Source organism: Flavobacteriales bacterium, from assembly GCA_016700415.1.
Classification (GTDB): Bacteria; Bacteroidota; Bacteroidia; order Flavobacteriales_F; family PHOS-HE28; genus PHOS-HE28.
Window position 1 is genome coordinate 1585238 of the sequence record CP065018.1, and the last position, 22952, is coordinate 1608189.

At 60.0% G+C, this 22952-nt stretch carries 15 protein-coding genes; 8 read left to right on the forward strand and 7 right to left on the reverse strand.

Annotated features, from left to right (window positions below; all coding sequences use genetic code 11):
- The 6 genes from IPP95_06685 (at position 1) to IPP95_06710 (ending at position 11437) form a co-directional block, all read left to right on the forward strand.
- Entirely contained in the window at positions 1-171 is a 171-nt protein-coding gene (locus IPP95_06685; protein ID QQS73890.1) for a hypothetical protein, read from the forward strand.
- A gap of 102 nt (positions 172-273) precedes the next feature.
- Positions 274-2094 carry a hypothetical protein gene (locus IPP95_06690; GenBank protein QQS73891.1) on the forward strand — a complete coding sequence of 607 codons (1821 nt, stop codon included), beginning with the start codon at positions 274-276 and terminating at the stop codon, positions 2092-2094.
- A 1623-nt stretch (positions 2095-3717) separates the two neighbouring features.
- A complete protein-coding gene (locus IPP95_06695; GenBank protein ID QQS73892.1) occupies positions 3718-7188 on the forward strand; it encodes a gliding motility-associated C-terminal domain-containing protein in 3471 nt (1156 codons plus the stop codon).
- A gap of 80 nt (positions 7189-7268) precedes the next feature.
- Positions 7269-8741: an FAD binding domain-containing protein gene (locus IPP95_06700; GenBank protein QQS73893.1), complete on the forward strand. Its 1473-nt coding sequence runs from the start codon at positions 7269-7271 to the stop codon at positions 8739-8741.
- Between the two features lie 101 nt (positions 8742-8842).
- The gene (locus IPP95_06705) at positions 8843-11092 is read left to right on the forward strand and encodes a molybdopterin-dependent oxidoreductase (GenBank protein ID QQS73894.1); all 2250 of its coding nucleotides are present in this window, start codon (positions 8843-8845) and stop codon (positions 11090-11092) included.
- Positions 11093-11098: 6 nt separating this feature from the next.
- On the forward strand, positions 11099-11437 hold the full coding sequence (locus IPP95_06710; protein ID QQS73895.1) for a hypothetical protein: 339 nt from the start codon (positions 11099-11101) through the stop codon (positions 11435-11437).
- A gap of 198 nt (positions 11438-11635) precedes the next feature.
- Here IPP95_06710 and IPP95_06715 read toward each other — a convergent pair whose 3' ends face one another.
- Positions 11636-13084 carry a phosphoenolpyruvate kinase gene (locus IPP95_06715; GenBank protein ID QQS73896.1) on the reverse strand — a complete coding sequence of 483 codons (1449 nt, stop codon included), beginning with the start codon at positions 13082-13084 and terminating at the stop codon, positions 11636-11638.
- A 178-nt stretch (positions 13085-13262) separates the two neighbouring features.
- On the opposite strand from IPP95_06715, the gene IPP95_06720 reads away from it, so the two are divergent.
- The gene (locus tag IPP95_06720; protein QQS73897.1) at positions 13263-13547 is read left to right on the forward strand and encodes a hypothetical protein; all 285 of its coding nucleotides are present in this window, start codon (positions 13263-13265) and stop codon (positions 13545-13547) included.
- Positions 13548-13882: 335 nt separating this feature from the next.
- On the opposite strand, the gene uraH is transcribed toward IPP95_06720, so the two are convergent.
- The 5 genes from uraH to IPP95_06745 all read right to left on the reverse strand — a co-directional run bounded on the left by uraH (position 13883) and on the right by IPP95_06745 (position 18945).
- On the reverse strand, positions 13883-14224 hold the full coding sequence (gene uraH / locus IPP95_06725; GenBank protein ID QQS73898.1) for a hydroxyisourate hydrolase: 342 nt from the start codon (positions 14222-14224) through the stop codon (positions 13883-13885).
- 85 nt (positions 14225-14309) lie between these two features.
- Positions 14310-14813, reverse strand: a complete 504-nt coding sequence (uraD, locus tag IPP95_06730; protein QQS73899.1) for a 2-oxo-4-hydroxy-4-carboxy-5-ureidoimidazoline decarboxylase — start codon at positions 14811-14813, stop codon at positions 14310-14312.
- Between the two features lie 93 nt (positions 14814-14906).
- Positions 14907-15908: an allantoicase gene (gene alc, locus IPP95_06735; protein ID QQS73900.1), complete on the reverse strand. Its 1002-nt coding sequence runs from the start codon at positions 15906-15908 to the stop codon at positions 14907-14909.
- 358 nt (positions 15909-16266) lie between these two features.
- Positions 16267-17619 carry an allantoinase AllB gene (gene allB, locus IPP95_06740; GenBank protein QQS74214.1) on the reverse strand — a complete coding sequence of 451 codons (1353 nt, stop codon included), beginning with the start codon at positions 17617-17619 and terminating at the stop codon, positions 16267-16269.
- A gap of 138 nt (positions 17620-17757) precedes the next feature.
- Positions 17758-18945, reverse strand: a complete 1188-nt coding sequence (locus IPP95_06745) for a urate hydroxylase PuuD (GenBank protein ID QQS74215.1) — start codon at positions 18943-18945, stop codon at positions 17758-17760.
- Positions 18946-19430: 485 nt separating this feature from the next.
- Between IPP95_06745 and IPP95_06750 the strand changes: the two genes are divergently transcribed.
- Entirely contained in the window at positions 19431-20492 is a 1062-nt protein-coding gene (locus IPP95_06750) for an XdhC family protein (protein ID QQS73901.1), read from the forward strand.
- Between the two features lie 300 nt (positions 20493-20792).
- On the opposite strand, the gene gyrB is transcribed toward IPP95_06750, so the two are convergent.
- Entirely contained in the window at positions 20793-22751 is a 1959-nt protein-coding gene (gyrB, locus tag IPP95_06755; protein ID QQS74216.1) for a DNA topoisomerase (ATP-hydrolyzing) subunit B, read from the reverse strand.
- Positions 22752-22952 lie beyond the last annotated feature (201 nt).

Here is a 22952-nt window from a genome sequence, read left to right on the forward strand (position 1 = left end):
GTGAACGTCACGATCAACACGCCGCCCGATCCCGGCACTGACGGTGCGATCACGCTCTGCACTTCCGATGCGGCGGCTTCACTCTTCGCACAGCTTGGCGGAACACCCGATGCGGGCGGAACTTGGAGCGGCCCAAGTGCGGTGACCGGCGGTACGACGCCGCAACGATGAACGCCGGGGCGTATGTCTACACGGTCACGGGAACAGCACCTTGCCCCGATGAGACCGCGACCGTCACCGTCACGATCAACACGCCGCCCGACGCAGGGACTGATGGCCATCACACTCTGTAGCTCGGACGCGGCGGCTTCACTCTTCGCGCAGCTCGGCGGAACACCGGACGCAGGCGGAACATGGAGCGGGCCGAGCACTGTGACGGGAGGCCTGATCAACCCCGCATCCATGAGCGCGGGAGCATATGTCTATACCGTGACAGGAACGGCACCCTGCCCCGTTGAGACCGCGACGGTGAACGTCACGATCAACACGCCGCCCGATCCCGGAACTGACGGTACGATCACCCTCTGCACTTCCGATGCGGCTGCTTCGCTTTTCGCACAACTTGGCGGTACGCCGGACGCGGGCGGAACCTGGACAGGACCCAGTGCGACCGGCGGCATGATCGACCCCGCAACGATGAACGCCGGGGCGTATGTCTACACGGTCACGGGAACAGCACCTTGCCCCGATGAGACCGCGACCGTCACCGTCACGATCAACACGCCGCCCGACGCAGGGACTGATGGATCTATCACACTCTGTAGCTCGGACGCGGCCGCTTCACTCTTCGCGCAGCTCGGCGGAACGCCAGATGCCGGAGGAACATGGAGCGGACCAAGCGCGGTGATCGGTGGTATGATCGATCCCGCCACTATGAGCGCCGGAGCTTACGTCTACACCGTTACCGGAACAGCACCCTGCCCAGCTGAGACCGCGACGGTGAACGTCACGATCAACATCCAACCGAATGCCGGGACTGATGGATCGGTCGCTTTGTGCATTTCCAGTCCCGCTATCCCGTTGTTCCCTGAATTGAACGGTTCGCCGGATGCCGGTGGAACGTGGAGCGGCCCCAGTCTGGTTATCGGTAGCCAGTTCAACCCGGCGACCATGTTACCCGGCGATTACACCTACACGGTGACCGGAACAGCCCCTTGCCCCACGGTCAGTGCTGTCGTGACCGTGAACGTCGTTACGAACCCTGATCCCGGCACTCCCGGCAGTCTGACACTGTGCGCCTCCGATGCCCCCATCGATCTCTTCGGCCAATTGGGCGGAACGCCTGATCCGGGCGGTAGCTGGACCGGTCCAAGCGCCGTGGCCGGTGGCCAGTTCGATCCCGCGGCGATGAGCGCAGGCGTCTATACCTATACGATCACGGTGCCCCCACCCTGTACAAGCGCCAATTCCGCGGTCACGATCAACGTAGTGCAGCCTCCGGATGCCGGAGAAAATTCAGCGCTCACACTTTGCATCAGCAGCCCGGCGAGCAACCTCTTCACATCCTTAGGCGGAAGTCCTGATGCAGGTGGAACATGGAGCGGACCCAGCGCGATCGCCGGTGGATCCTTCGACCCCGCCACCATGACCCCTGGTGACTACTCCTACACCGTGGCCGGCATTGCACCCTGCCCAGCGGATCAAGCGACAGTTTCTGTTGCCGTGGTGACCACGCCCGATGCGGGAACGCCAGGAAGCATCACCCTCTGCGCAACCGATGCCGCGATCGATCTCTTCGGCCAGCTCGGCGGAACGCCTGATGCAGGTGGTGCTTGGGCCGGACCCAGCGCCGTGTCCGGCGGAGCTTTCGATCCCGCGACGATGAGCGCTGGCATATACACCTACACCATCAGCGTGCCGCTGCCGTGCGTGAACGTATCCAGCACCGTCACCGTGGCCGTGCAGGCACCACCGGACGCGGGCAGCGACGGTGCGCTCACACTTTGCATCAGCAGCCCGGCGAGCAACCTCTTCACATCCTTAGGCGGAAGTCCTGATGCAGGTGGAACATGGAGCGGACCCAGCGCGATCGCCGGTGGATCCTTCGACCCTGCTACCATGAACGCGGGTGACTACTCCTACACCGTGGCTTAAGCATTGCACCCTGCCCGGCGGATCAGGCGACAGTTTCTGTTGCCGTGGTGACCACGCCTGATGCGGGAACACCCGGAAGCATCACCCTCTGTGCAACTGACCCCGCGATCGACCTGTTCGGTGAACTTGGAGGAACACCTGATGCCGGTGGTGCCTGGACCGGGCCCAGCGCAGTGTCCGGCGGAGCCTTCGATCCCGCGACGATGAGCGCTGGCATATACACCTACACCATCAGCGTGCCGCTGCCGTGCGTGAACGTATCCAGCACCGTCACCGTGGCCGTGCAGGCACCACCGGACGCGGGCAGCGACGGTGCGCTCACACTTTGCATCAGCAGCCCGGCGAGCAACCTCTTCACATCCTTAGGCGGAAGTCCTGATGCAGGTGGAACATGGAGCGGACCCAGCGCGATCGCCGGTGGATCCTTCGACCCTGCTACCATGAACGCGGGTGACTACTCCTACACCGTGGCCGGCATTGCACCCTGCCCGGCGGATCAGGCGACAGTTTCTGTTGCCGTGGTGACCACGCCTGATGCGGGAACACCCGGAAGCATCACCCTCTGTGCAACTGACCCCGCGATCGACCTGTTCGGTGAACTTGGAGGAACACCTGATGCCGGTGGTGCCTGGACCGGGCCCAGCACCGTGTCCGGCGGAGCCTTCGATCCCGCGACGATGAGCGCTGGCATATACACCTACACCATCAGCGTGCCGCTGCCGTGCGTGAACGTATCCAGCACCGTCACCGTGGCCGTGCAGGCGCCGCCCGATGCGGGCAGCGATGGTTCGCTCACGTTGTGCATCAGCAGTCCGACCAGCGATCTTTTCACGGCTTTGGGCGGAAGCCCCGACACCGGTGGAACATGGAGCGGACCCAGCGCGATCGCCGGTGGATCCTTCGACCCTGCTACCATGAACGCGGGTGACTACACCTACATAGTAGCCGGAACTTCACCCTGCCCAGCGGATGCCGCAATTGTTACGGTGACCGTGGTCGCCACGCCAGATGCCGGAACACCTGGCAGCATCACGCTCTGTGCCTCCGATGTCGCCATCGATCTGTTCGGAGAGCTTGGCGGCACCCCTGATGCCGGTGGTGCTTGGGCCGGCCCCAGCACCGTGTCCGGCGGGCAGTTCGATCCGGCGACGATGAGCGCAGGCGTGTACACCTACACCATCAACGTACCACCACCTTGCGTGAACGTCTCCAGCACCGTCACCGTCGCCGTGCAAGCGCCGCCCAACGCGGGCAGCGACGGTTCGCTCACGTTGTGCATCAGCAGTCCGGCCAGCGATCTCTACACGGCTTTGGGCGGAAGCCCCGATGCAGGTGGAACATGGAGCGGACCCAGCGCGATCGCCGGTGGATCCTTCGATCCTGCTACCATGAACGCGGGTGACTACACCTACACAGTAGCAGGAACCTCGCCTTGCCCGGCGGATAACGCGGTGGTAACGGTGACCGTGGTCGCCACGCCAGATGCCGGAACACCTGGCAGCATCACGCTCTGTGCCTCCGATGTCGCCATCGATCTGTTCGGAGAGCTTGGCGGCACCCCTGATGCCGGTGGTGCTTGGGCGACCCAGCACCGTGTCCGGCGGGCAGTTCGATCCGGCGACGATGAGCGCTGGCGTGTACACCTACACCATCAACGTACCACCACCTTGCGTGAACGTCTCCAGCACCGTCACAGTCGCCGTGCAGGCGCCGCCCGATGCGGGCAGCGATGGTTCGCTCACGTTGTGCATCAGCAGTCCGGCCAGCGATCTCTTCACGGCTTTGGGCGGAAGCCCCGACACCGGTGGAACATGGAGCGGACCCAGCGCGATCGCCGGTGGATCCTTCGACCCTGCTACCATGAACGCGGGTGACTACACCTACACAGTAGCAGGAATCTCGCCTTGCCCGGCGGATAACGCGGTGGTAACGGTGACCGTGGTCGCCGCACCTGATGCCGGAACACCCGGCAGCATCACGCTCTGTGCCTCCGATGTCGCCATCGATCTGTTCGGAGAGCTTGGCGGCACCCCTGATGCCGGTGGTGCTTGGGCCGGCCCCAGCACCGTGTCCGGCGGGCAGTTCGATCCGGCGACGATGAGCGCTGGCGTGTACACCTACACCATCAACGTACCACCACCTTGCGTGAACGTCTCCAGCACCGTCACAGTCGCCGTGCAGGCGCCGCCCGATGCGGGCAGCGATGGTTCGCTCACGTTGTGCATCAGCAGTCCGGCCAGCGATCTCTTCACGGCTTTGGGCGGAAGCCCCGACACCGGTGGAACATGGAGCGGACCCAGCGCGATCACCGGCGGGTCCTTCGACCCTGCTACCATGAACGCGGGTGACTACACCTACACAGTAGCAGGAATCTCGCCTTGCCCGGCGGATAACGCGGTGGTAACGGTGACCGTGGTCGCCGCACCTGATGCCGGAACACCCGGCAGCATCACGCTCTGTGCCTCCGATGTCGCCATCGATCTGTTCGGAGAGCTTGGTGGCACCCCTGATGCCGGTGGTGCTTGGGCCGGCCCCAGCACCGTGTCCGGCGGGCAGTTCGATCCGGCGACGATGAGCGCTGGCGTGTACACCTACACCATCAACGTACCACCGCCTTGCGTGAACGTCTCCAGCACCGTTACCGTGGCCGTGCAAGCGCCGCCCGATGCAGGCAGCGATGGTGTACTCACACTCTGCATCAGCAGTCCGGCCAGCGATCTCTTCGCCGCCTTGGGCGGAAGCCCCGACCCCGGTGGAACATGGAGCGGACCGAGCGCGGTCACCGGCGGACAATTTGACCCCGCCACCATGAATGCGGGCGATTACACATACACCGTGGCCGGAAACTCTCCCTGCCCGGCGGACAATGCAGTGGCAACGGTGACTGTTTCAACCGAACCGGATCCCGGTGACGACGACATCCTCAATCTCTGTGCAGCCGGTGATCCATTGGACCTGTTCCCCGTGCTTGGTGGGGCTGACATTGGTGGAAGTTGGACCGGCCCTTCCGGTGGTTCGTTCAATGGGACCTTCATTCCCGGCACATCCGCTGCGGGCAACTATACCTACACCATCCCGGGGGCCGCCCCTTGCCCGTCGGTCAGTGCCGTTCTCTCAGTGAACGTGGTGAGCAACGCGGATGCGGGCGGGGACGGCTCCATTGCGCTCTGTTCCTCTGCGGATGCGATCTCCCTCTTCACCCGCTTGCAGGGTACCCCGGATACGGGCGGCGATTGGCTCGCGCCTAACGGAAGTCCGTTCAGTGGAACATTCAATGCTTTGTCGGATGCCACAGGAATGTACACGTATGTGGTCATCGTACCGACCCCCTGCGTGAACGACACGGCCCAAGTACTGGTGGACGTGACCTTGGCGGTCGATGCGGGGATCGACAGCATGATCACGCTTTGTTCGAGCAACGCAGCGATCGACCTGATGAGCCAATTAGGCGGTTCCCCGGATGAAGGCGGCACATGGAGCGGCCCGGGAGGTACAAGCAGTCAGACCTTCTATCCGGCATCCGGGACACCCGGGAATTACACGTACACCGTGCAAGGAACAGCACCGTGCCCCAATGCCACCGCCAACATCACGATCGCGGTGAACCGCATGCCGGACGCAGGCACCAATGGTTCCCTATCGCTATGCCCGGAGGCGGCTGCCACGAACATGTTCGCATCCCTTGGTGGCGCCCCGGACACCGGCGGAACGTGGACCTCGCCGGGCGGAATTCCACATAGCAACATGTTCGATCCGGCGACCGACTTGCCAGGAACATACACCTACACTGTTTCCGGAACGGCCCCTTGTCCGGACGATCATTCCACGGCAACGGTACACATCTTCTTTGTGCCACTGCCTAACGCCGGAAGCGATGCGGTAAGCTGCACCTTGGGCGGCCAGTTGAACGCCACGGGTACATGGAGCACGGGACAATGGAGTGGCGCTTCAGGGACGACCATCACAGATAACGATTCCGCATCCACCACTATCTCTGCCAACGCAGGCGGGGCCTATGACTTCGTCTGGAGCACCGTCAGTGCCGAAGGTTGCGCCAGCGCGGACACGGTGCGGATCACTTTCACGGGTGCGATCCTCCCCTCCACCATCGTCACTGAAACCCTGTGCAACGGATCATGCGACGGCACAGCGAGCGCCACGGCCGTCGGCGGAAACGTGGACAGCACAGGATACAGCTACCAATGGTCGGCAGGCACCGGGGGCAACACGCCCTTGGGCACCGGTTTCTGCGCCGGCAACTATTCGGTGACCGTTCTGGACACCAACGGCTGCGCTGCCACCAGCAACTTCACAATAATCGAACCCGTGCCGTTGGAGATCGACCTGATCACCACCACGGACGCTTTGTGCCCCGGCAGTTGCGACGGCACTATCCTGATCACCGATCCGGAAGGCACACAGTACAGCATGGACAACGGTAGCACTTCGCAAACCGCGAACCTCTTCACCGGCATCTGCCCCGGGGCCTACACGGTGACCATGTTCAATGCCAATGGGTGCAGCGCCACCGGCACGGCGATCATCGGCAGCCCGGAACCGGTGCGGGCGGGCTTCTCCGTGCATCCGGACACGCTCTTCATCAACGACCCGACCGCTGCGTTCACCAACACATCCAGTGCGAATGCGACCCAATTCCTCTGGGATTTCGGCGATGGCACGACCAGTACGGAGATCAACCCGGTACACGATTTCCCCATGGGTAATGCGGAGGTGTATGAGGTCTGCCTCACGGCGATGACCGACAATGGCTGCCCGGACATCCATTGCGTGCCGTTGCCGGTCCTCGAACTTCCTTCGATCTTCGTACCCAATGCGTTCACTCCGGACGGTGATGGCAGGAATGACGTGTTCAGCGTCCAAGGCACGGGGATCATCGCCCACGGCTTCAGCTTCATGATCTTCAACCGCTGGGGCGAAAGGATCTTCGACACCACGGACCCCACGGCCAGCTGGGACGGCAAGTTGAACGGTTCATTGGTGAAGAGCGATGTGTATGTGTGGAAGGTGACCGCCTACTTCTTCAACAGCATCGAGCCTTTCGAGGCAACCGGGCATGTGACCCTCTTGAAGTAAGCGCCAATTCGCTCAACCGTGGCGGGCCTTCCTGTTCCGGTGCCCTAAATTGCGGGTCCGAAAAAATGCAGGGACCCTTGATGACCGAGTTCATCCTGAACGATCGTACGATCCGCACTAGCGCCGAACCCGGCACCACACTGCTGGACGTGATCCGCTACCACGAGCATCTTCCGGGCACCAAGATCGGCTGCCGCGAAGGCGACTGCGGAGCTTGCACCGTGCTCATGGGCACGCTGCGCAACGACCGCGTGGAATACCGCTCGATGACCTCCTGCCTATTGGCCTTGGCCAATGTACATGGTAAGCACATCGTGACAGTGGAAGGTCTCACCGATCCTTTGGAACACGGTGCGGGCGTGGAAAAGCTAAGCCCCGTGCAACAGGCGATGGTGGACCAGGGAGCCACGCAATGCGGTATTTGCACACCGGGCTTCGTGGTCTCGTTGAGCGGCTGTTGCCTTTCACATGAAGTCGTGACGCCGGAACTCGCCGTGCGCTCCATCGACGGCAACATCTGTAGGTGTACGGGCTACAAAAGCATCGAGCGCGCAGCCGCGGATGTCGCGGAGCAACTGGCCAAGAAGAATGTGGAGGACCCTGTGGCCTGGAGCGTCGCAAATGGCTTTGTTCCCGGCTACTTCTCGGAAATCGGAGAACGGCTGCGAGCGCTGGTAGGCGCGCCGGACAACGGACAACGGACAACTGACAACGCGGCCCTTCTTTCCGGCGGCACCGACCTCTACGTGCAGAAACACGACACCATGCACCATGCACCGATCCGTTCGGTGTTCAACGACGAAGGCTTGAAGGGCATCCGCATCGAGGGCGATGAATGCGTCATCGGCGGGGCCATCGTTGCGAACGACCTCTTGGCTTCGAAAGAACTTCGCGAGCGCTTCCCGAATTTGGAAAAGCACGTACTGCTCGTGAGCTCTACGCCAATTCGCAACATGGGCACACTGGCTGGGAATTTCGTGAACGCCTCGCCCATCGGTGACCTCACCGCCTTCTTCATCGCGCTCGACAGCACGATTACGCTGGAGCGCAGCGCGGGCGGTGTCACCCCGGCCTCGAGCCGGGGTCGCGCACATGATGCACGATTTCTGAAACTCAAAGACCTCTACAAAGGCTACAAGGATCTTGATAAATCTCCGGAAGAGATCCTCACATCCGTTCGTTTCAAACTGCCCACGCAGCACACGCGCTTCAACTTCGAGAAAGTGAGCAAGCGGACCTACTTGGACATTGCCAGCGTGAACAGCGCGATCCGGCTGGAGATGGACGGACACACGATCCGCGAAGCTTTCATAAGCGCCGGTGGCGTGGCGCCCGTGCCGAAATTCCTCACGAACACCGCCGCCTTCCTTGCGGGAAAAGAGGCATCACCGGAGACCGTACGCAACGCCGTGGCCGTGATGAACGATGAGATCGCGCCGATCAGCGATGCGCGCGGCACCGCGGATTACAAACGTCTCTTGTTGCGCCAATTGTTCTTTGCGCATTTCATGGTGCTCTTCCCGGAGCGGTTCAAACTGAAGGAACTGGTATGAAGACGAGCGGCAAGAAAGGAGCGCAACGCACCATCCCGGATATGGAAGCCTCAACAGCAAACGGCACAAACGGATCTGACATTGGTTCTTCAACGGCAAGCATGAAGAACGTGGATAGCGCGTTCCACGTCACGGGGCGTTCGATCTACTTGGATGACATCCCCGTGCAACAAGGCACATTGTATGCGCTGCCATACGATGCGCCCTCGGCCCATGCGCACGTTAAACAGCTCGACTTGAACAAGGCGTTGGCCGTTCCCGGCGTCGTGCGGATCCTCACCTACAAGGACGTTCCGGGCGAGAACCAGATCGGAGGCATCATTCCGGATGAACCGCTTTTCGTTGAAAAAGAGATCCATTTCTGGGGCATGCCTGTTGCGCTCATCATCGCGACTTCTGAAGATGTTGCGAGGCAAGCACGAAAGCTCATCAGCATCGAATTGGAAGAGTTGCCTGTGATCACCGATCCGCGCGAGGCACGTGCGAAAGGCGAGCTGATCATTCCACCGCGCAGATTCCAACTTGGCGATACAAAGAAGGCGTGGGACAAATGCGCGCACGTCTTCGAAGGCCGCGCGGATACCAACGGACAAGAGCACCTCTACATCGAAACGCAAGGCGCGTACGCCTATCCAACTGAGCATGGCAGCATTCGAATCAGCAGTAGCACACAAGGTCCAACTGCAGTGCAGAAAACCGTTGCGCGTGTGTTAGGCGTGCCCATGCACAAAGTTGAAGTGGACGTTACCCGTTTGGGCGGCGGCTTCGGCGGGAAAGAAGATCAGGCATCCGCATGGGCGGCATTGGTGGCCATGGCCGCGTTCGTGTTGAAGAAACCGATAAAGTTCAGCATGCACCGCATGGACGACATGCGCATGACCGGTAAGCGGCATCCGTACAGCAGCGACTTCAAGATCGGCTTCGACAAGGACCTGAAGATCGTGGCCTACGAAGCCACGTTCCACCAGAACGCCGGTGCTTCAGCGGACCTCTCCCCTGCCGTGATGGAGCGGACACTCTTCCACGCGACCAACGCCTACCACGTCCCGAACGTGGATGTGACAGCGTATTGCTGCCGCACGAACCTGCCGCCCAACACGGCTTTTCGCGGGTTTGGTGGACCGCAGGGCATGTTCGTGATGGAAGCTGCCATCGCGAAAGCCGCGCAGGAACTGGGTGTGGGCGCACGCGAGATCCAGAAGCGCAATTTGATCAAGGAAGGCAGTGAGTTCAGCTATGGCCAGATCGCCGACCATGTCTTGGCGAAAGAAGCTTGGGAGTTGGCTGAAAAGACCTTCGACTTCGACAAGCAGCAAGCGGAGATCGATGCCTTCAACGCGAAGACCGAGACGCACAAGAAGGGCATGGCGATCATGCCGATCTGTTTCGGGATCTCGTTCACAAACACGCCGATGAACCATGCGCGAGCGCTGGTGCATGTGTACCAGGACGGCAGCGTGGGCGTAAGCACCGGTGGCGTGGAGATGGGCCAGGGTCTTAACACCAAAATGGTGCAAGTGGCGGCGGCAGTTTTCGGCATCGGCATGGAACGCATCAAGCTGGAAAGCACCAACACCACACGCGTTGCGAACACCAGTCCCAGCGCCGCAAGCGCTACGGCGGACCTGAACGGCAAAGCGCTGGAGATCGGCTGCAACGCCATTCTGGAGCGCATTAAAGAGAAGGCATCAAGGATCCTCAAGAGCAAACCGGAAGCGATCACGATCGAAAATGAAGCAGTGCTCAACAACGGAAAAACCACAGACATCGACTGGAAACAGCTGGTATACCAATGCCACTGGGATCGTGTGAACCTCAGCGAGAGCGGCCACTACGCCACGCCGAACATTCATTACGACAAAGCGAAGGAGAAAGGCCATCCGTTCGCTTACCACGTCTATGGCACCGCAGCTGTGATGGTCACGGTGGATTGCATTCGTGGCACTTACGTTGTGGATGCAGTGAAGCTGGTCCACGACTTCGGCAAACGCATGAACGACGCGGTGGACATCGGCCAGATCGAAGGCGGCGTGGTGCAAGGCCTCGGCTGGATGACGATGGAGGAGATCGTCTACAACGACAAAGGCAAGCTCCTCAGCAACGCGCTGAGCACGTACAAGGTGCCGGACATCCACAGCGTGCCGAAGGAGATCACGATCGAGGCGCTACCGACCGACGGCCATCCGCTGGCCATCCGCCGCAGCAAGGCCGTGGGTGAACCGCCGTTGATGTATGGGATCGGGGTGTACTTCGCGATCCAGAACGCGATCAAAGCCTTCCGGCCGGATGCACGCATGGTGTTCGACGCGCCGTACACGCCGGAGAAGGTCCTAATGTCATTCTATGCATAGGCGCGCATGACTTCTATCCCTTCTGCCATTCCTTCTGCATTTCATGAACGGGCGATCAGCTTGGATCACCTCCATGTGGCCGAAGTCGCGTGGAAACGAGCCGACGTCTTGGAGATTATGGCAGCTCTCAAGAATTCAAACTGGGCTGTGCTCGGCGGTGACGTATTGCGTTCAGATGGCCAAGCGTACCGACACACTTATGATTCTTGGCATTCCGACAGGGGCGACAACGAGTCGGCTCACGATTTTGTCGAGCGCAGCCATCATGAAACTCTTGCCTACGTGGAGCGGTATTCAGAGAGTGGAGACGTGAGCTACGTCCTAGTATTCGATGAATGTGCCTAAGCATGCGCGTGCTTCGCGTGAGGGATAGAAGCAGAAAGCCCGGAGCCATCTTCGGCGAGGACTTGTAGCGGATAGCCCGACGGCGAGGCTTTGCGAGGGGCACGCCCAAAAGAATAGAACGCTGATAACGCAGACGAAGCGCGCAGATAAACGCAGATAAGATGGTCCTCTGATCAGTGGTGATCCGCTCTTTCAGCGTCATCTGCGTTCCCTTCTGCCTTCCAAGATCTTCAGGAACGACCGCGTCCGGATCTCCGCCAACGAAAGCCCGGTGGCCAGTGCCTCTTCCTCGCTGATCGCGCCGCAATTGAGGCCGCGCAAGAAATAGTTGAGCAGGCCCTGACCGGTGGCGGCATCGTCGAAGACATCGCTGGTGAGCGTGGCGCGTGCGGCGCGTTCCACGAAGGCTTTGAGGCGCGCGGCGGCATCGTCGTAGCTCTCCAGGAAGAAGCTGTAGACGGCGGCGTAGCGCATGGGGAATTGCGCGGGGTTGAGGTCCCAGCCTTGGTAGAGGCCCTTCCAGAGCGAGTGGCGCGTGTGGTCGTACGCCTTTTTCCAGTTGCGGTGGATCACGGCCTTGTTCTCGGCGCGTTGCTTCGGCGTGAGTTTGGCGCCGCGGTGCGGACCGATGGGCATGACGTTGGTGGCGCCATCGCTGAGCCAGATGCCGGTGGCGCCGAGCGCGACCTTCATCATCATGTGCGCGAAATCGCAGACGGCGTGGCCCATGTCCTGGTACTTCGCGGTGATGTTGTTGGCGGCGGTGTAGTCGTAGGTGCCGAAGGCCGTGGCGATCATGCGGCCCTTGCTGGCGAGCACGAAACGGCGTAGCGGGTTGCTGCCATCGGCGCCGATCGTGGCCTGCGTGGTCTCCACCATCATCTCCATCTTCAGCGCGCCCTTGGCGATCTTGGTGTTGGCCTCGATCACTTCGAAGAGTTGCACCAGCGCGGTGATCTGCTCGGGGATGGACACTTTGGGCAGCATCACCACGAAGTTGTTCGGGAGTTTGCCGCCGGTCTTGCTGGCGAGTGTGGTTAAGAAGATGTCAAGCGTGCGCGCGCCGCGTTCCTTCAGGTCCTCGGTGAAGGGTTTGATGCGGATGCCGATGAACGGCGGCAGTGATTTCGCTTTCATGCCTTTCGCGACTTCCACAGCGGCCTGTGCGGCGGTGGCGTCCTCCTCCTCCCAGCTGCGGTTGCCGAAACCGTCCTCGAAGTCGATGCGGAAATCCTCCAGCGCTTCGGTGCGCAGCTTGTGGATCACCTTGTTGTAGGTGGCGTGCGCCAGCCAATTCGGATCTGCCTTGTAGAGATGTTGTTGGGTCTTGCTCGCAGCGAGCTTGTCCAAACGCTTCTCCTCGAACATTTGCGCGCTCAACTTCTTCGGCAGCTTGTCATAGCCGGGCAGCTCAATGGCGCGGGCGAATTCGGTGAAGTCGGCGGCGTTCTCCGTGAAGGTTTTCAGCGCGGCATTGGCCATTTTCTGCGCGGTCTCGGCAGTGAAAAGATCGGCACCGCCGTAAACGGTGTGTACTGGTTGGCGGTCGGGCTTGTCGCCGGGGTAGATCTGCTGGAAGGCTTTGTTGGCCTTGCCGAGGGAGGCGAGGATGCGGGACTTGTCTTTGGATGAAATGCTTGTTGCCATGGAACGCGTGCGAGTATGCGATAGTGATAGTGCGAGAAATGAGAACTCAACTTTCCAGGTATGTCGAGCATCCGCCGTGCGGCGAACTACACAACAACGGCACAATGTAGTACCCCTCCCCGCCATTATCTTGCTCCAATGCCATTGACGCATTCGCCGTCAATGTGATCCTATCAACATGGCCAAGAAAGAGGTTAAAACGGAGGGCGGGATCGCCATCTTCCAGCGCAAGGAAGTTCGCCGCACGCTGCACAACAATGAGTGGTGGTTCGTTGTGGCCGATGTGGTCCCGGCACTTACCGATTCCTTGGATGTATCGCAGTACGTTCACAAGCTCCGTAAGCGTGATCCGGAACTCACCAAAGGGTGGGTACAAATTGTACACCCCCTTATCATTCCGACCAGTGGTGGCACGCAAAAGTTGAACTGTGCGAACACCGAAGGCCTGCTCCGGATCGTTTAGTCCATCCCCAGCCCGAAGGCCGAACTGATCAAGCGTTGGTTGGCAAAAGTCGGGTATGAGTTTGCGCAAGAGGTAGAGGATCCGGAACTTACCAAAGGGAGGGGGAAATTTGCCCACCCCCTTTCACTCTCCACCAATGGTGGCGCGAAAAAGTTCAACTTTCCGAACACTAAAGCTGACTCCGGAACAGGCGAACTATCCTCTGTCCAGTGCTCGTAAGGTGCTGACCAACGAGAACTACCTCGCACTAACACAGGCGACCAAAAAGCAACAGCGCCTTTCGGCCAAGCCCGTAAAGAAGCGCGCGAAGAAGAAGAAGTAAGTCACCCACTTCCTCAGCTCCCCCGATACGTTGAGTACCCATAAGGGCTCAACAACAACGGCACATGATAGTGGCCATCCGCGCCGAGTTCGAACACTACTTCGATGTAGGGGTAGAAGCTCTTGGTCTTGTGCTCGCTGAAGTAGGCCGAGACATCGAAACGCATGCGGTAGATGCCTTCGGCGAGTTTGCTGTCCTTGGGCAGGAGGTCCGGGATGCGGCCATCGGCGTTGGTGCTGCCCATGGCGAGGTCCTCCCACGTATGCTCGGCAGTGGAGCGTTGCAGGGTAATGCGAATGCCTTGGGCGGGGATGCCGCGGGCGGTATCGAGGACGTGGGTGGATATCGTGCTCATGGAAGTTCTACCGCAAAGGACGCAAAGAACACTACGAAGAAAGGGAGCGGCATGGCTTTGTGTCCTTCGTGTTCTTAGTGGTACTTCACGCCAGCAATTTCTTCAACCGCAGCTTCGTGATCTTGTTCTGCTCCCCCGCTGCGATGTGGATCTCGTCCTTGGGGTCGTTCTTCATGCGTGCTTCTAACAGAGCCAGCATTTCGGCTGCGCTTTTGCCCGTGGCGTTCACGATGAAGATGTGCCCGAACTTCTCTTCGTAGGCCGTGTTGCCTTCTGCGAGTTTTTCGATCACGGCACGGTCGGCGCTTTCCATGCCTTTTTGCTCGCCAGTCGCCCACGTTTTCGTGTTGGCGTACTTCTTGGCGAGGCTATCCACATCCCCGATCTTCGGGTGGTGCGTGAAGGCTTCCTCGTAGTCGTCCACGTCGCATTCCTCCCAGATGGTGTCGCTGGTCTCCAGCACTTCGCCGAGACTATCGAAAGGGCGGGAGTACACCATGCGCTCCACCCATTCGGCGGCACCACAGCATTGCTCGAAGGCCGCAGTGGCATCAGCTTCCGAGAGGCGGTTGAGTTGATCGATGTTCATTGTTGAAAAAGGACTACCGCAAAGGACGCGAAGAGCGCAAAGGAAATTCCCTTCGTGTACTTTGTGTTCTTCGTGGTATGTTCATTTGCGTTCTCAAACGATAATCCCCCACAGCCGCATCCGGCTCACGCCTCCGTCGGGAAAGATGTTCAAACGTACGTGCGACACCGGTTCCTTGCAAACCAGCTCCTTTTCGTAAGGGTGCTCGTGGTGGGCCTGCAGCTTGGTGCGCTCGATAAGGGTGCTCCACTTGGCGCTGGAAAGATCATCGGTTTCGCTCATGCAGCCTTCCAGCCTGAAGCTGTCCGGGTAGTTGCCTTTGAAGTGGCAGGTGTCGATCAGCGCTTTTTTCAGGATGCCCTTGTGCGCGAGACGGACGATCACCCAATCACGGTTGCCGGGCGTGCGGTTGCGCTTGGTCTCCCAGCCGTCGCCCATATTGACGCCGCGGCCGGGCATCAGCAAGTTGTTCATGTGGCTGAAGAACATGTCGTTGCACTGGATGGCGAGAGCGCCGTTCTGGGCTGATGCTAAGTCCATGACCTCGGTGGGTGCTACGGCGTTCCAATCGCGTTTCACTTCGCCGTAGACGCGGAGCCTTGCCACACCGCCGTCCGGGTAGATGTGGAGCTTCACATGTGTGGCCAGCCCGGACGATGCATGCATCGTCCTTACGCTGTCCACGTCCAGGAGATGCTGACTCCCCGGGTTGAGCATGGTCTTGCCAAGCACCTCAACCCACGTGGCTTTTTCCCAGTCCCCGTCAGGGGCGTAGCATGCCTCGATGGTGCAGTACTGCGGTTGGTTGCCCAAGAAGTGGGACGTGTCCACATCGAAGCCTTTGATGACCCCGGCGGCACCGAGCTGGATCACGGCCTCGTCGTGGCCTTCGGTGCGCTTGCGGCGGCTTTCCCAGCCGTCCATCCACTTGCCGCGTTCAGTGAATTTCTCCGGGATGAAGATGGCCTTCTCCGGTTTGATCAGGTTCTCCTTCTCGGCGAAGAAATCATCGGTACACCACAGCACCTTGGCCCCAAAGCGCTCGGCAGCGAGGTTGATGAGGTGGGTGAAGGCGGGGGCTTGTTGGTCTTTCATGCTTTTTTCGATCATATCCTAATCCCGATTTCATACGCGTGCTTAGAACAGTAGGCCAACTTATTCAGCGTTGGCCTTTGGCAATCTTTCATGGAACATCGCTCATTGGAAATTCCACGACGTTTCTCAAGAAACTTCTCCTGTAACTGTCTGCAATCAAAGTTAGCCCAACCAACTTGCGATGGGACTTGGACAAGAAACCTCTCCTGATACTTGTCCCATTCATCCAATCGCCAAAGCGAGCCATCACGACGGAATCGATAAAGCTCAAACCAAGACGCACTATCAATCAACTCAAAGTCGTCCTTGAGTGTTTCAAGCAATTTTTCATCAACTAAGAGGACTGAATCGCTAAACATCACTTGGCCAAAAGGGGGTCTGCCATATCTCTTGTGAACCTGCCATTGGTAAGAACCACACTCCCTCCCACAACCGTCCGCTCCACCACCCCATTCAACCTCCGCCCTACATACGGCGTGAGCTTGTGCCGGTGCTGCACGTCCTCCGTCTTTACCACAAAACTCGCCTCCGGGTCCCAGATCACCAGGTCGGCATCGCAGCCGGGTGCGATGCGGCCTTTCTTCTTCATCCCAAGGAAATCCGCCGGGTGTTCGCAGAGTAAACGCGCCACATCTTCCAGCGAAAAGCCACGCTCCTTCGCGCCGGTCCAGAAGGCGGACAACAGAAACTGCAAGCCCGCGATGCCGCCCCAGGCTTTCATGAAGTCGCCGCTCTGCTGCTCCTTGATGTCCGGCGGCGCGGGGCTGTGGTCGGTGGCCACGAAGTCGAGGGTGCCGTCCTTCAGGGCTTCCCAGAGCAGTTCGTTGTTGGCCCGTTCGCGGATAGGTGGTGCGCATTTGTATTCGGTGGCGCCGTCGGGGATGTCTTCCGCGCAGAAGACGAGGTAGTGCGGGCAGGTCTCGGCGGTGATGCGGAGGCCGCGCTTCTTCGCTGCGCGGATCAACGGCAGGGCTTCCGCAGCGGAGACGTGTACGATGTGGACGTGGACGTCGTACTCCTCGCTGAGGCGGATCATGAGGGCGATGGCGTCGGTCTCCCAGCTCGTAGGCCTTGATGCTAGGTACAGCGCGTAGCTGCGCGCGCTGTCGGGGCTGTCGGGGCTGGACGATGCATGCATCGTCCCTACGCCCTCCAGCTCGCAGTGAACGAGCAACTTGGCGTTATGCTTTTTGAGGATCGGCAGCGCTTTCCGGAGGTCCGCCTCGGTGACGCTCGGGAACTCATCGATGCCGGAGTGCGTGAGGAAGGCCTTGATGCCGAAGACGCCGGACTTCAGTAGTTCGTCGAGTTCGTCGATGTTGGTGGGGATGACGCCGCCGTAGAAGCCGCAGTTGACGTGCAGTTTGCCTTTGGCAGCTTCCAACTTGAGCTTCAGCGCAGCGGCCGTGGTGGTGACCGGGCTGGCGTTCAGTGGCATCTCGATCAACGTGGTGGTGCCCCCCGCTGCCGCGGCTTTCGTAGCGGTCTCGAAGCCTTCCCACTCCGTGCGGCCCGGCTCGTTGATGTGGACGTGCGCGTCGATGACGCCGGGTATGATGACCTTGTTGCCGACGCTTTCATAGGGGATGCCTTCGGGTTGGATCTTGCCTGGGAGGACATCGGTGATCTTGCCTTCCGCGAGTAATAGCGTGGCTTCGACGACACCGGTTGGGGTGATTACGCGGGTGCTATGGAGGGCGGTTTCGATGATTAGCTGATTAGCTGATGTGATGATTAGCTGATGCCTCTTCTCTCAACTACGTGCGCTGCTCCCGTGATCCAGATCATCTCCGATAAAGTAACGGCGGTCCTCGCATTCCATCAGCTAATCCGCTAATCGCCACATCAGCTAATCAATCTTCGCTCCTTGCAGGATCCATCGCTTCAGCACGGTCCGCTCCTCTTCCGTCATGCCGGTCTTGTTGCCTTGGGGCATGGTGTGGGTGCGCACGGTGCGTTCCATGATCCTTGACGCCATGGCCTTGATCTCCTCCGGCGTATCGAGTTTCACGCCGTTGGGAGCTATGTGGTTCACATCGTCGGTGGGATCGGCGCTGTGGCATTGCACGCAGCGGCGCTGGATGATGGCGTCGGCATCGCTGAAGCTGGCCGGGATGGCGACGTCGACGGTGGCTTCCATGGCGGGTGAGATCGCGGCGCTTAACACCACCAAGGCCCCGATGCTTGCCACCAGTACCCAAGTGCGCTTCACGCCGCGGTCCAGCAGGTTCCAGTAGTGCTTGATGCCCATGCTCGCCACGGTGATCACCATCAGGATGAGCCAGTTGCCGCTGTGCCCGAAGGTGCTCGGGAAGTGGTTGCTGAGCATGATGAAGACCACCGGCAGCGTGATGTAGTTGTTGTGCAGGCTGCGCTGCCCGGCCTTCTTGCCGAGCGTGGCGTCCAGCGGCTGGCCGGTCTTCGCGGCACGCACCAAGGCTTTCTGGCTGGGGATGATGGTGTAGAAGACGTTGCCCGCCATGATCGTCCCGAGCAATGCGCCCACATGGATGTACGCCGCGCGGCCGCTGAGCAGGTGCGTGAGCACGTAGGTGAGCGCGCCCAGCACGAGGATGCCCACCAGCGCGAAGAGGTCCTGCCGCAGCACCAGTTTGCTCTTGCTCATCAGGTCGTAGATCGCCCAGCCGAGCACCATGGAACCGATGCCGATGCAGATCGCTTCCGCAGGGCTGAGCGCCGCCACGGACGGGTCGATCATGAATGCTTTTGCATCGGCGTAGTAAACGATGAAGAGCAGTGAGAAGCCGCTTAGCCAGGTGAAATACGCCTCGTACTTGAACCAGTGCAGGTGCTTGGGGATCACCTTCGGGGCCACCTCGTATTTCTCCACGTAGTAGAAGCCGCCGCCGTGGATGGCCCAGAGGTTACCGGCCAGCTCGTCGCGCAGACCCTCGGTGCGGTTGAGGTTGTTTTCCAAAAAGATGAAGTAGAACGAGGCTCCGATCCACATGATGCCGGCGATCAGGTGGGTCCAGCGGAGGGCGAGGTTGAGCCACTGCGTCACGTAACCCTCCATCTCGCTGCCATGCACCCCGACGTAGAGCAAATAGCCCAAGAGGAAGGTCCAGCCGAAGAACTTGGCGGTCTGCCGCGAAGCGATGGCGGTGGAACGGGCCTGCTCCAGATCGAAGCGGGGACCCTCGGAGATGTAGGGGTCGGCGAGCTGCTGATCCAGCTTTTTCGCTAAGCTGCGGAACCAGATGAAGAGGAAGAACAGCAGAAACAGCAACGCGGCCATGATCCCGGTGTACGGGGCGACGATGAGCTTTTCCAAATAGGTGAACAGGTGCCCGGTCGCTTCAGCGGGTGCGCTGGCAGTGGCTGTTGTGAGCGTGTCCACAGTGGGGGTATCCGCAACTGCTTGCGCGAAGGCATGCGCAGCGCCTGAAAGGGCAACGGCAAGGATCATGTATTTCAGTAAGCGGGACATGGTTGGCGAAGTTGGTACATTCCTGCACTTTTCAATACACAACCGGAACGCTGTACTTTGAACGCCCTATCGTGAACAAGGAACTGGAACTTTGGCTGAATGCGTTGGCGGCCCTCGAACACGGGGAGCGTTGCATGCTGCTTGTGGTGGTGGAAAGCATCGGCAGCAGCCCGGGCCGCGCGGGCTTCAAGGCGTTGGTGACGAGCGGCGGGGAGCTGCATGGTTCCATAGGCGGGGGGAGCATGGAGCATAAGTTGGTAGAACTCGCGAGAGCACACTTGGCCGCAGGGTCCGCTTCGCGAGACCCTGCGGGAGGTATTTCCGTAACTCACGTGGCCTCTTCACATTGTACTCCCGCAGGGTCTCCGCCTCGGGACCCTGCGGCACCCGGATCGCCAATGCTCAAGCGTCAGATCCACCGCGCCGATGAACCCGTCGACCGCTCCGGCATGATCTGCTCCGGCGAACAGTCCGTGGCATTCTTCCCGCTCGGAAAGGATCAATTGAAGCTCGTTCGCGAGATCACGCACAGCCTGCAAAAAGATCGGACCATCGGACTTTTGCTCAGCAACGAAAGCATCCGCACCGGCGATCTTCCGCAAGCGAAGGACGATAAAGTGCTTCACAAGGAAATCCCGGAACATTGGCACTATCGCGAGCGTCTCGGTTCTGCGCCGCGCATCATCATCCTCGGCGCAGGGCATGTGGGCCTCGCGCTCAGCCGCACGATGAACCAACTCGGCTTCCATGTTCACTTGATGGACGATCGCGTCGGCCTGAACACCAAGGAAGTGAACACATGGGCGCACGAAAGTAGTGTGGTGGACTATGAACAGATCGGCGATGTGATCGCAGCGGATCCCGAGCTTTACGTGGTGCTCGTCTCCTTCGGCTATCGCACGGACGACCTGCTGGTGAGGCAGCTCGTGCGGCAACGCTTCAAGTACCTCGGCATGATGGGCAGCGCGGAGAAGATCAAGAAGATCCTCGTCGACATGCGGAAGGACGGCTTCTCGGAGGAGGAACTGGGGCGGATCCGCACCCCGATCGGGCTTCCGATCAACAGCAAGACGCCGGAGGAGATCGCGGTGAGCATTGCGGCTGAGGTTATTTCGGTGAAGAACCGGGCTTAGTTGTCAGTTGTCGGTTGTCAGTTGTAAGGATTGACGCAGGTTCCCACGCTTCGTGGCTTGTGCTGCATTCTTCGTGCTGCACGCACTCACGAAAAACGCGAGCCTGCCTTCCGCAGGCAGGCGCGTGCCTCCGGTTTGCATTCGAGCGCATCGGGGCCTATAAGTTGGCACAGAACTGGCCAAGCGCCCTGACAACTGACAACCGACAACTGACAACTGCAAAGAAAGAGGAAGCCCCGGTTACCCGAGGCTTCCATAGGTCTCACCGGCTCGCGCCGGATCACCTGTTAAGTAGGCGTCTTAGACGTCCAGCTTTGCGTATACCGCGTTCTTCTCAATGAATTCGCGGCGTGGGGGCACTTCGTCGCCCATCAGCATGCTGAAGATGCGGTCGGCTTCCGTGCCGTTATCGATCGTTACTTGGCGCAGGGTGCGGCTTTCCGGATTCATGGTGGTCTCCCAGAGCTGCTCGGCGTTCATCTCACCGAGACCTTTGTAGCGCTGCACATGCACGCTGCCGTCCTTGTTCGGACCCTTCATGCGTTCGATGGTGCGGTCGCGCTCCTCATCGGTCCAGCAATACACGCCTTCCTTGCCCTTCTTCACTTGGTACAGCGGCGGGGTGGCGATGTAGACGTAACCGTTCTCGATCAGCTCCTTCATATAGCGGTAGTAGAAGGTGAGGATCAGCGTCTGGATATGGCTACCGTCCACGTCGGCGTCGCACATGATGATCACTTTGTGGTAGCGCAGCTTCTCCATGTTGAGCGCCTTGCTATCATCCTCGGTACCGATGTGGACGCCGAGCGCGGTGTAGATGTTCCGGATCTCCTCGTTCTCGTAGATCTTATGGACCATGGCCTTCTCCACGTTGAGGATCTTACCGCGTAGCGGCAGGATGGCCTGAAACTCGCGATTACGGCCCTGCTTAGCAGTTCCTCCAGCGGAGTCTCCCTCGACCAGGAAGATCTCGCTCATGGCGGGATCCTTGCTCTGGCAATCGGCGAGCTTGCCGGGCAGGCCCATACCGCTCATGGCGCCTTTACGCTGCACCAGCTCACGGGCCTTGCGGGCGGCATGGCGGGCGGTGGCGGCCAGGATCACTTTGTCCACGATCTGCCTCGCATCCTTGGGATGTTCCTCCAAGTAGTTCTCGAGCATCTCGCTCACCGCTTGGTCCACGGCGCCCATCACTTCACTGTTGCCGAGCTTGGTCTTGGTCTGGCCCTCGAACTGCGGCTCTTGCACCTTTACACTGATCACGCAGGTGAGGCCCTCGCGGAAGTCATCACCGGCGATCTCGAACTTGAGGTTCTTGGTGGCCCCGCTGTTGTCGGCGTACTTCTTCAGCGTGCGGGTCAGTCCGCGGCGGAAGCCTGCTAAGTGCGTGCCGCCTTCGTGGGTATTGATGTTGTTGACGTAGGAATGGAGGTTCTCGGTGTAGGAATCGTTGTACACCATGGCGATCTCCACGGGGATGTTCTGCTTCTCCCCTTCCATGTAGATCACTTTCTCGATCAGCGGTGCACGGGTGCCGTCGAGGTATTTCACGAATTCCACCAACCCCTCCTCGCTGTGGAAGGTATCGGTGACAAAGCTGCCGTCCTCGTTGGCGTGGCGCTCATCGGTGAGGGTGAGCTTGATGCCCTTGTTCAGGAAGGACAGTTCCCGCAGGCGTGCGGCCAAGGTGTCGTAGTTGAACTCGCTGACCTGGAAAATGCTGGCGTCCGGGTGGAAGGTGATGACGGTCCCTCTTTCGTCGGTGGTACCGGTCTCCTTAACGGGGTACTTCGGCTTGCCCGCGCTGTATTCCTGTTGGTAGATCTTGCCGTCGCGATGGACCTCCGCGAGCAACATGTCGCTCAGCGCGTTCACGCAGGATACGCCCACACCGTGGAGGCCGCCGGAGACCTTGTAGCTGTCCTTGTCGAATTTGCCACCGGCGTGAAGCACGGTCATGACCACTTCCAGGGCGGAGCGGCCCTCCTTGGCGTGGATGGCCACGGGGATGCCACGACCGTTGTCCTTCACCCGGATACTGTTGTTGGGCAGGATGTGCACATCGATCGTATCGCAATGCCCGGCAAGGGCCTCGTCGATGGAGTTGTCCACCACCTCGTACACCAAATGGTGCAGGCCCTTCATGCCGATGTCGCCGATGTACATGGCCGGGCGTTTCCGTACCGCCTCAAGGCCCTCCAGCACTTGGATGCTGTCCGCTCCGTAGCTGGCGGCCGCTTTCTTTTTCGCTTCGCTCATTTCCACTGTCTCTGCCATTTTCGCTTGGATCTGCCCCCCGTTTTCTGAAGGCACGCGAAGATACCGCTTTTGGGGGTGCGGATCACCGCAAAAGTTCAATGCGGACGCGGGATCTGGCGATTTTTACCAACAGATCAAGTGCGTCTGTTGAAAACCCACTTCGAGAGGATCACGCCTCGCCGAAGAAAGGCGACGCAACTA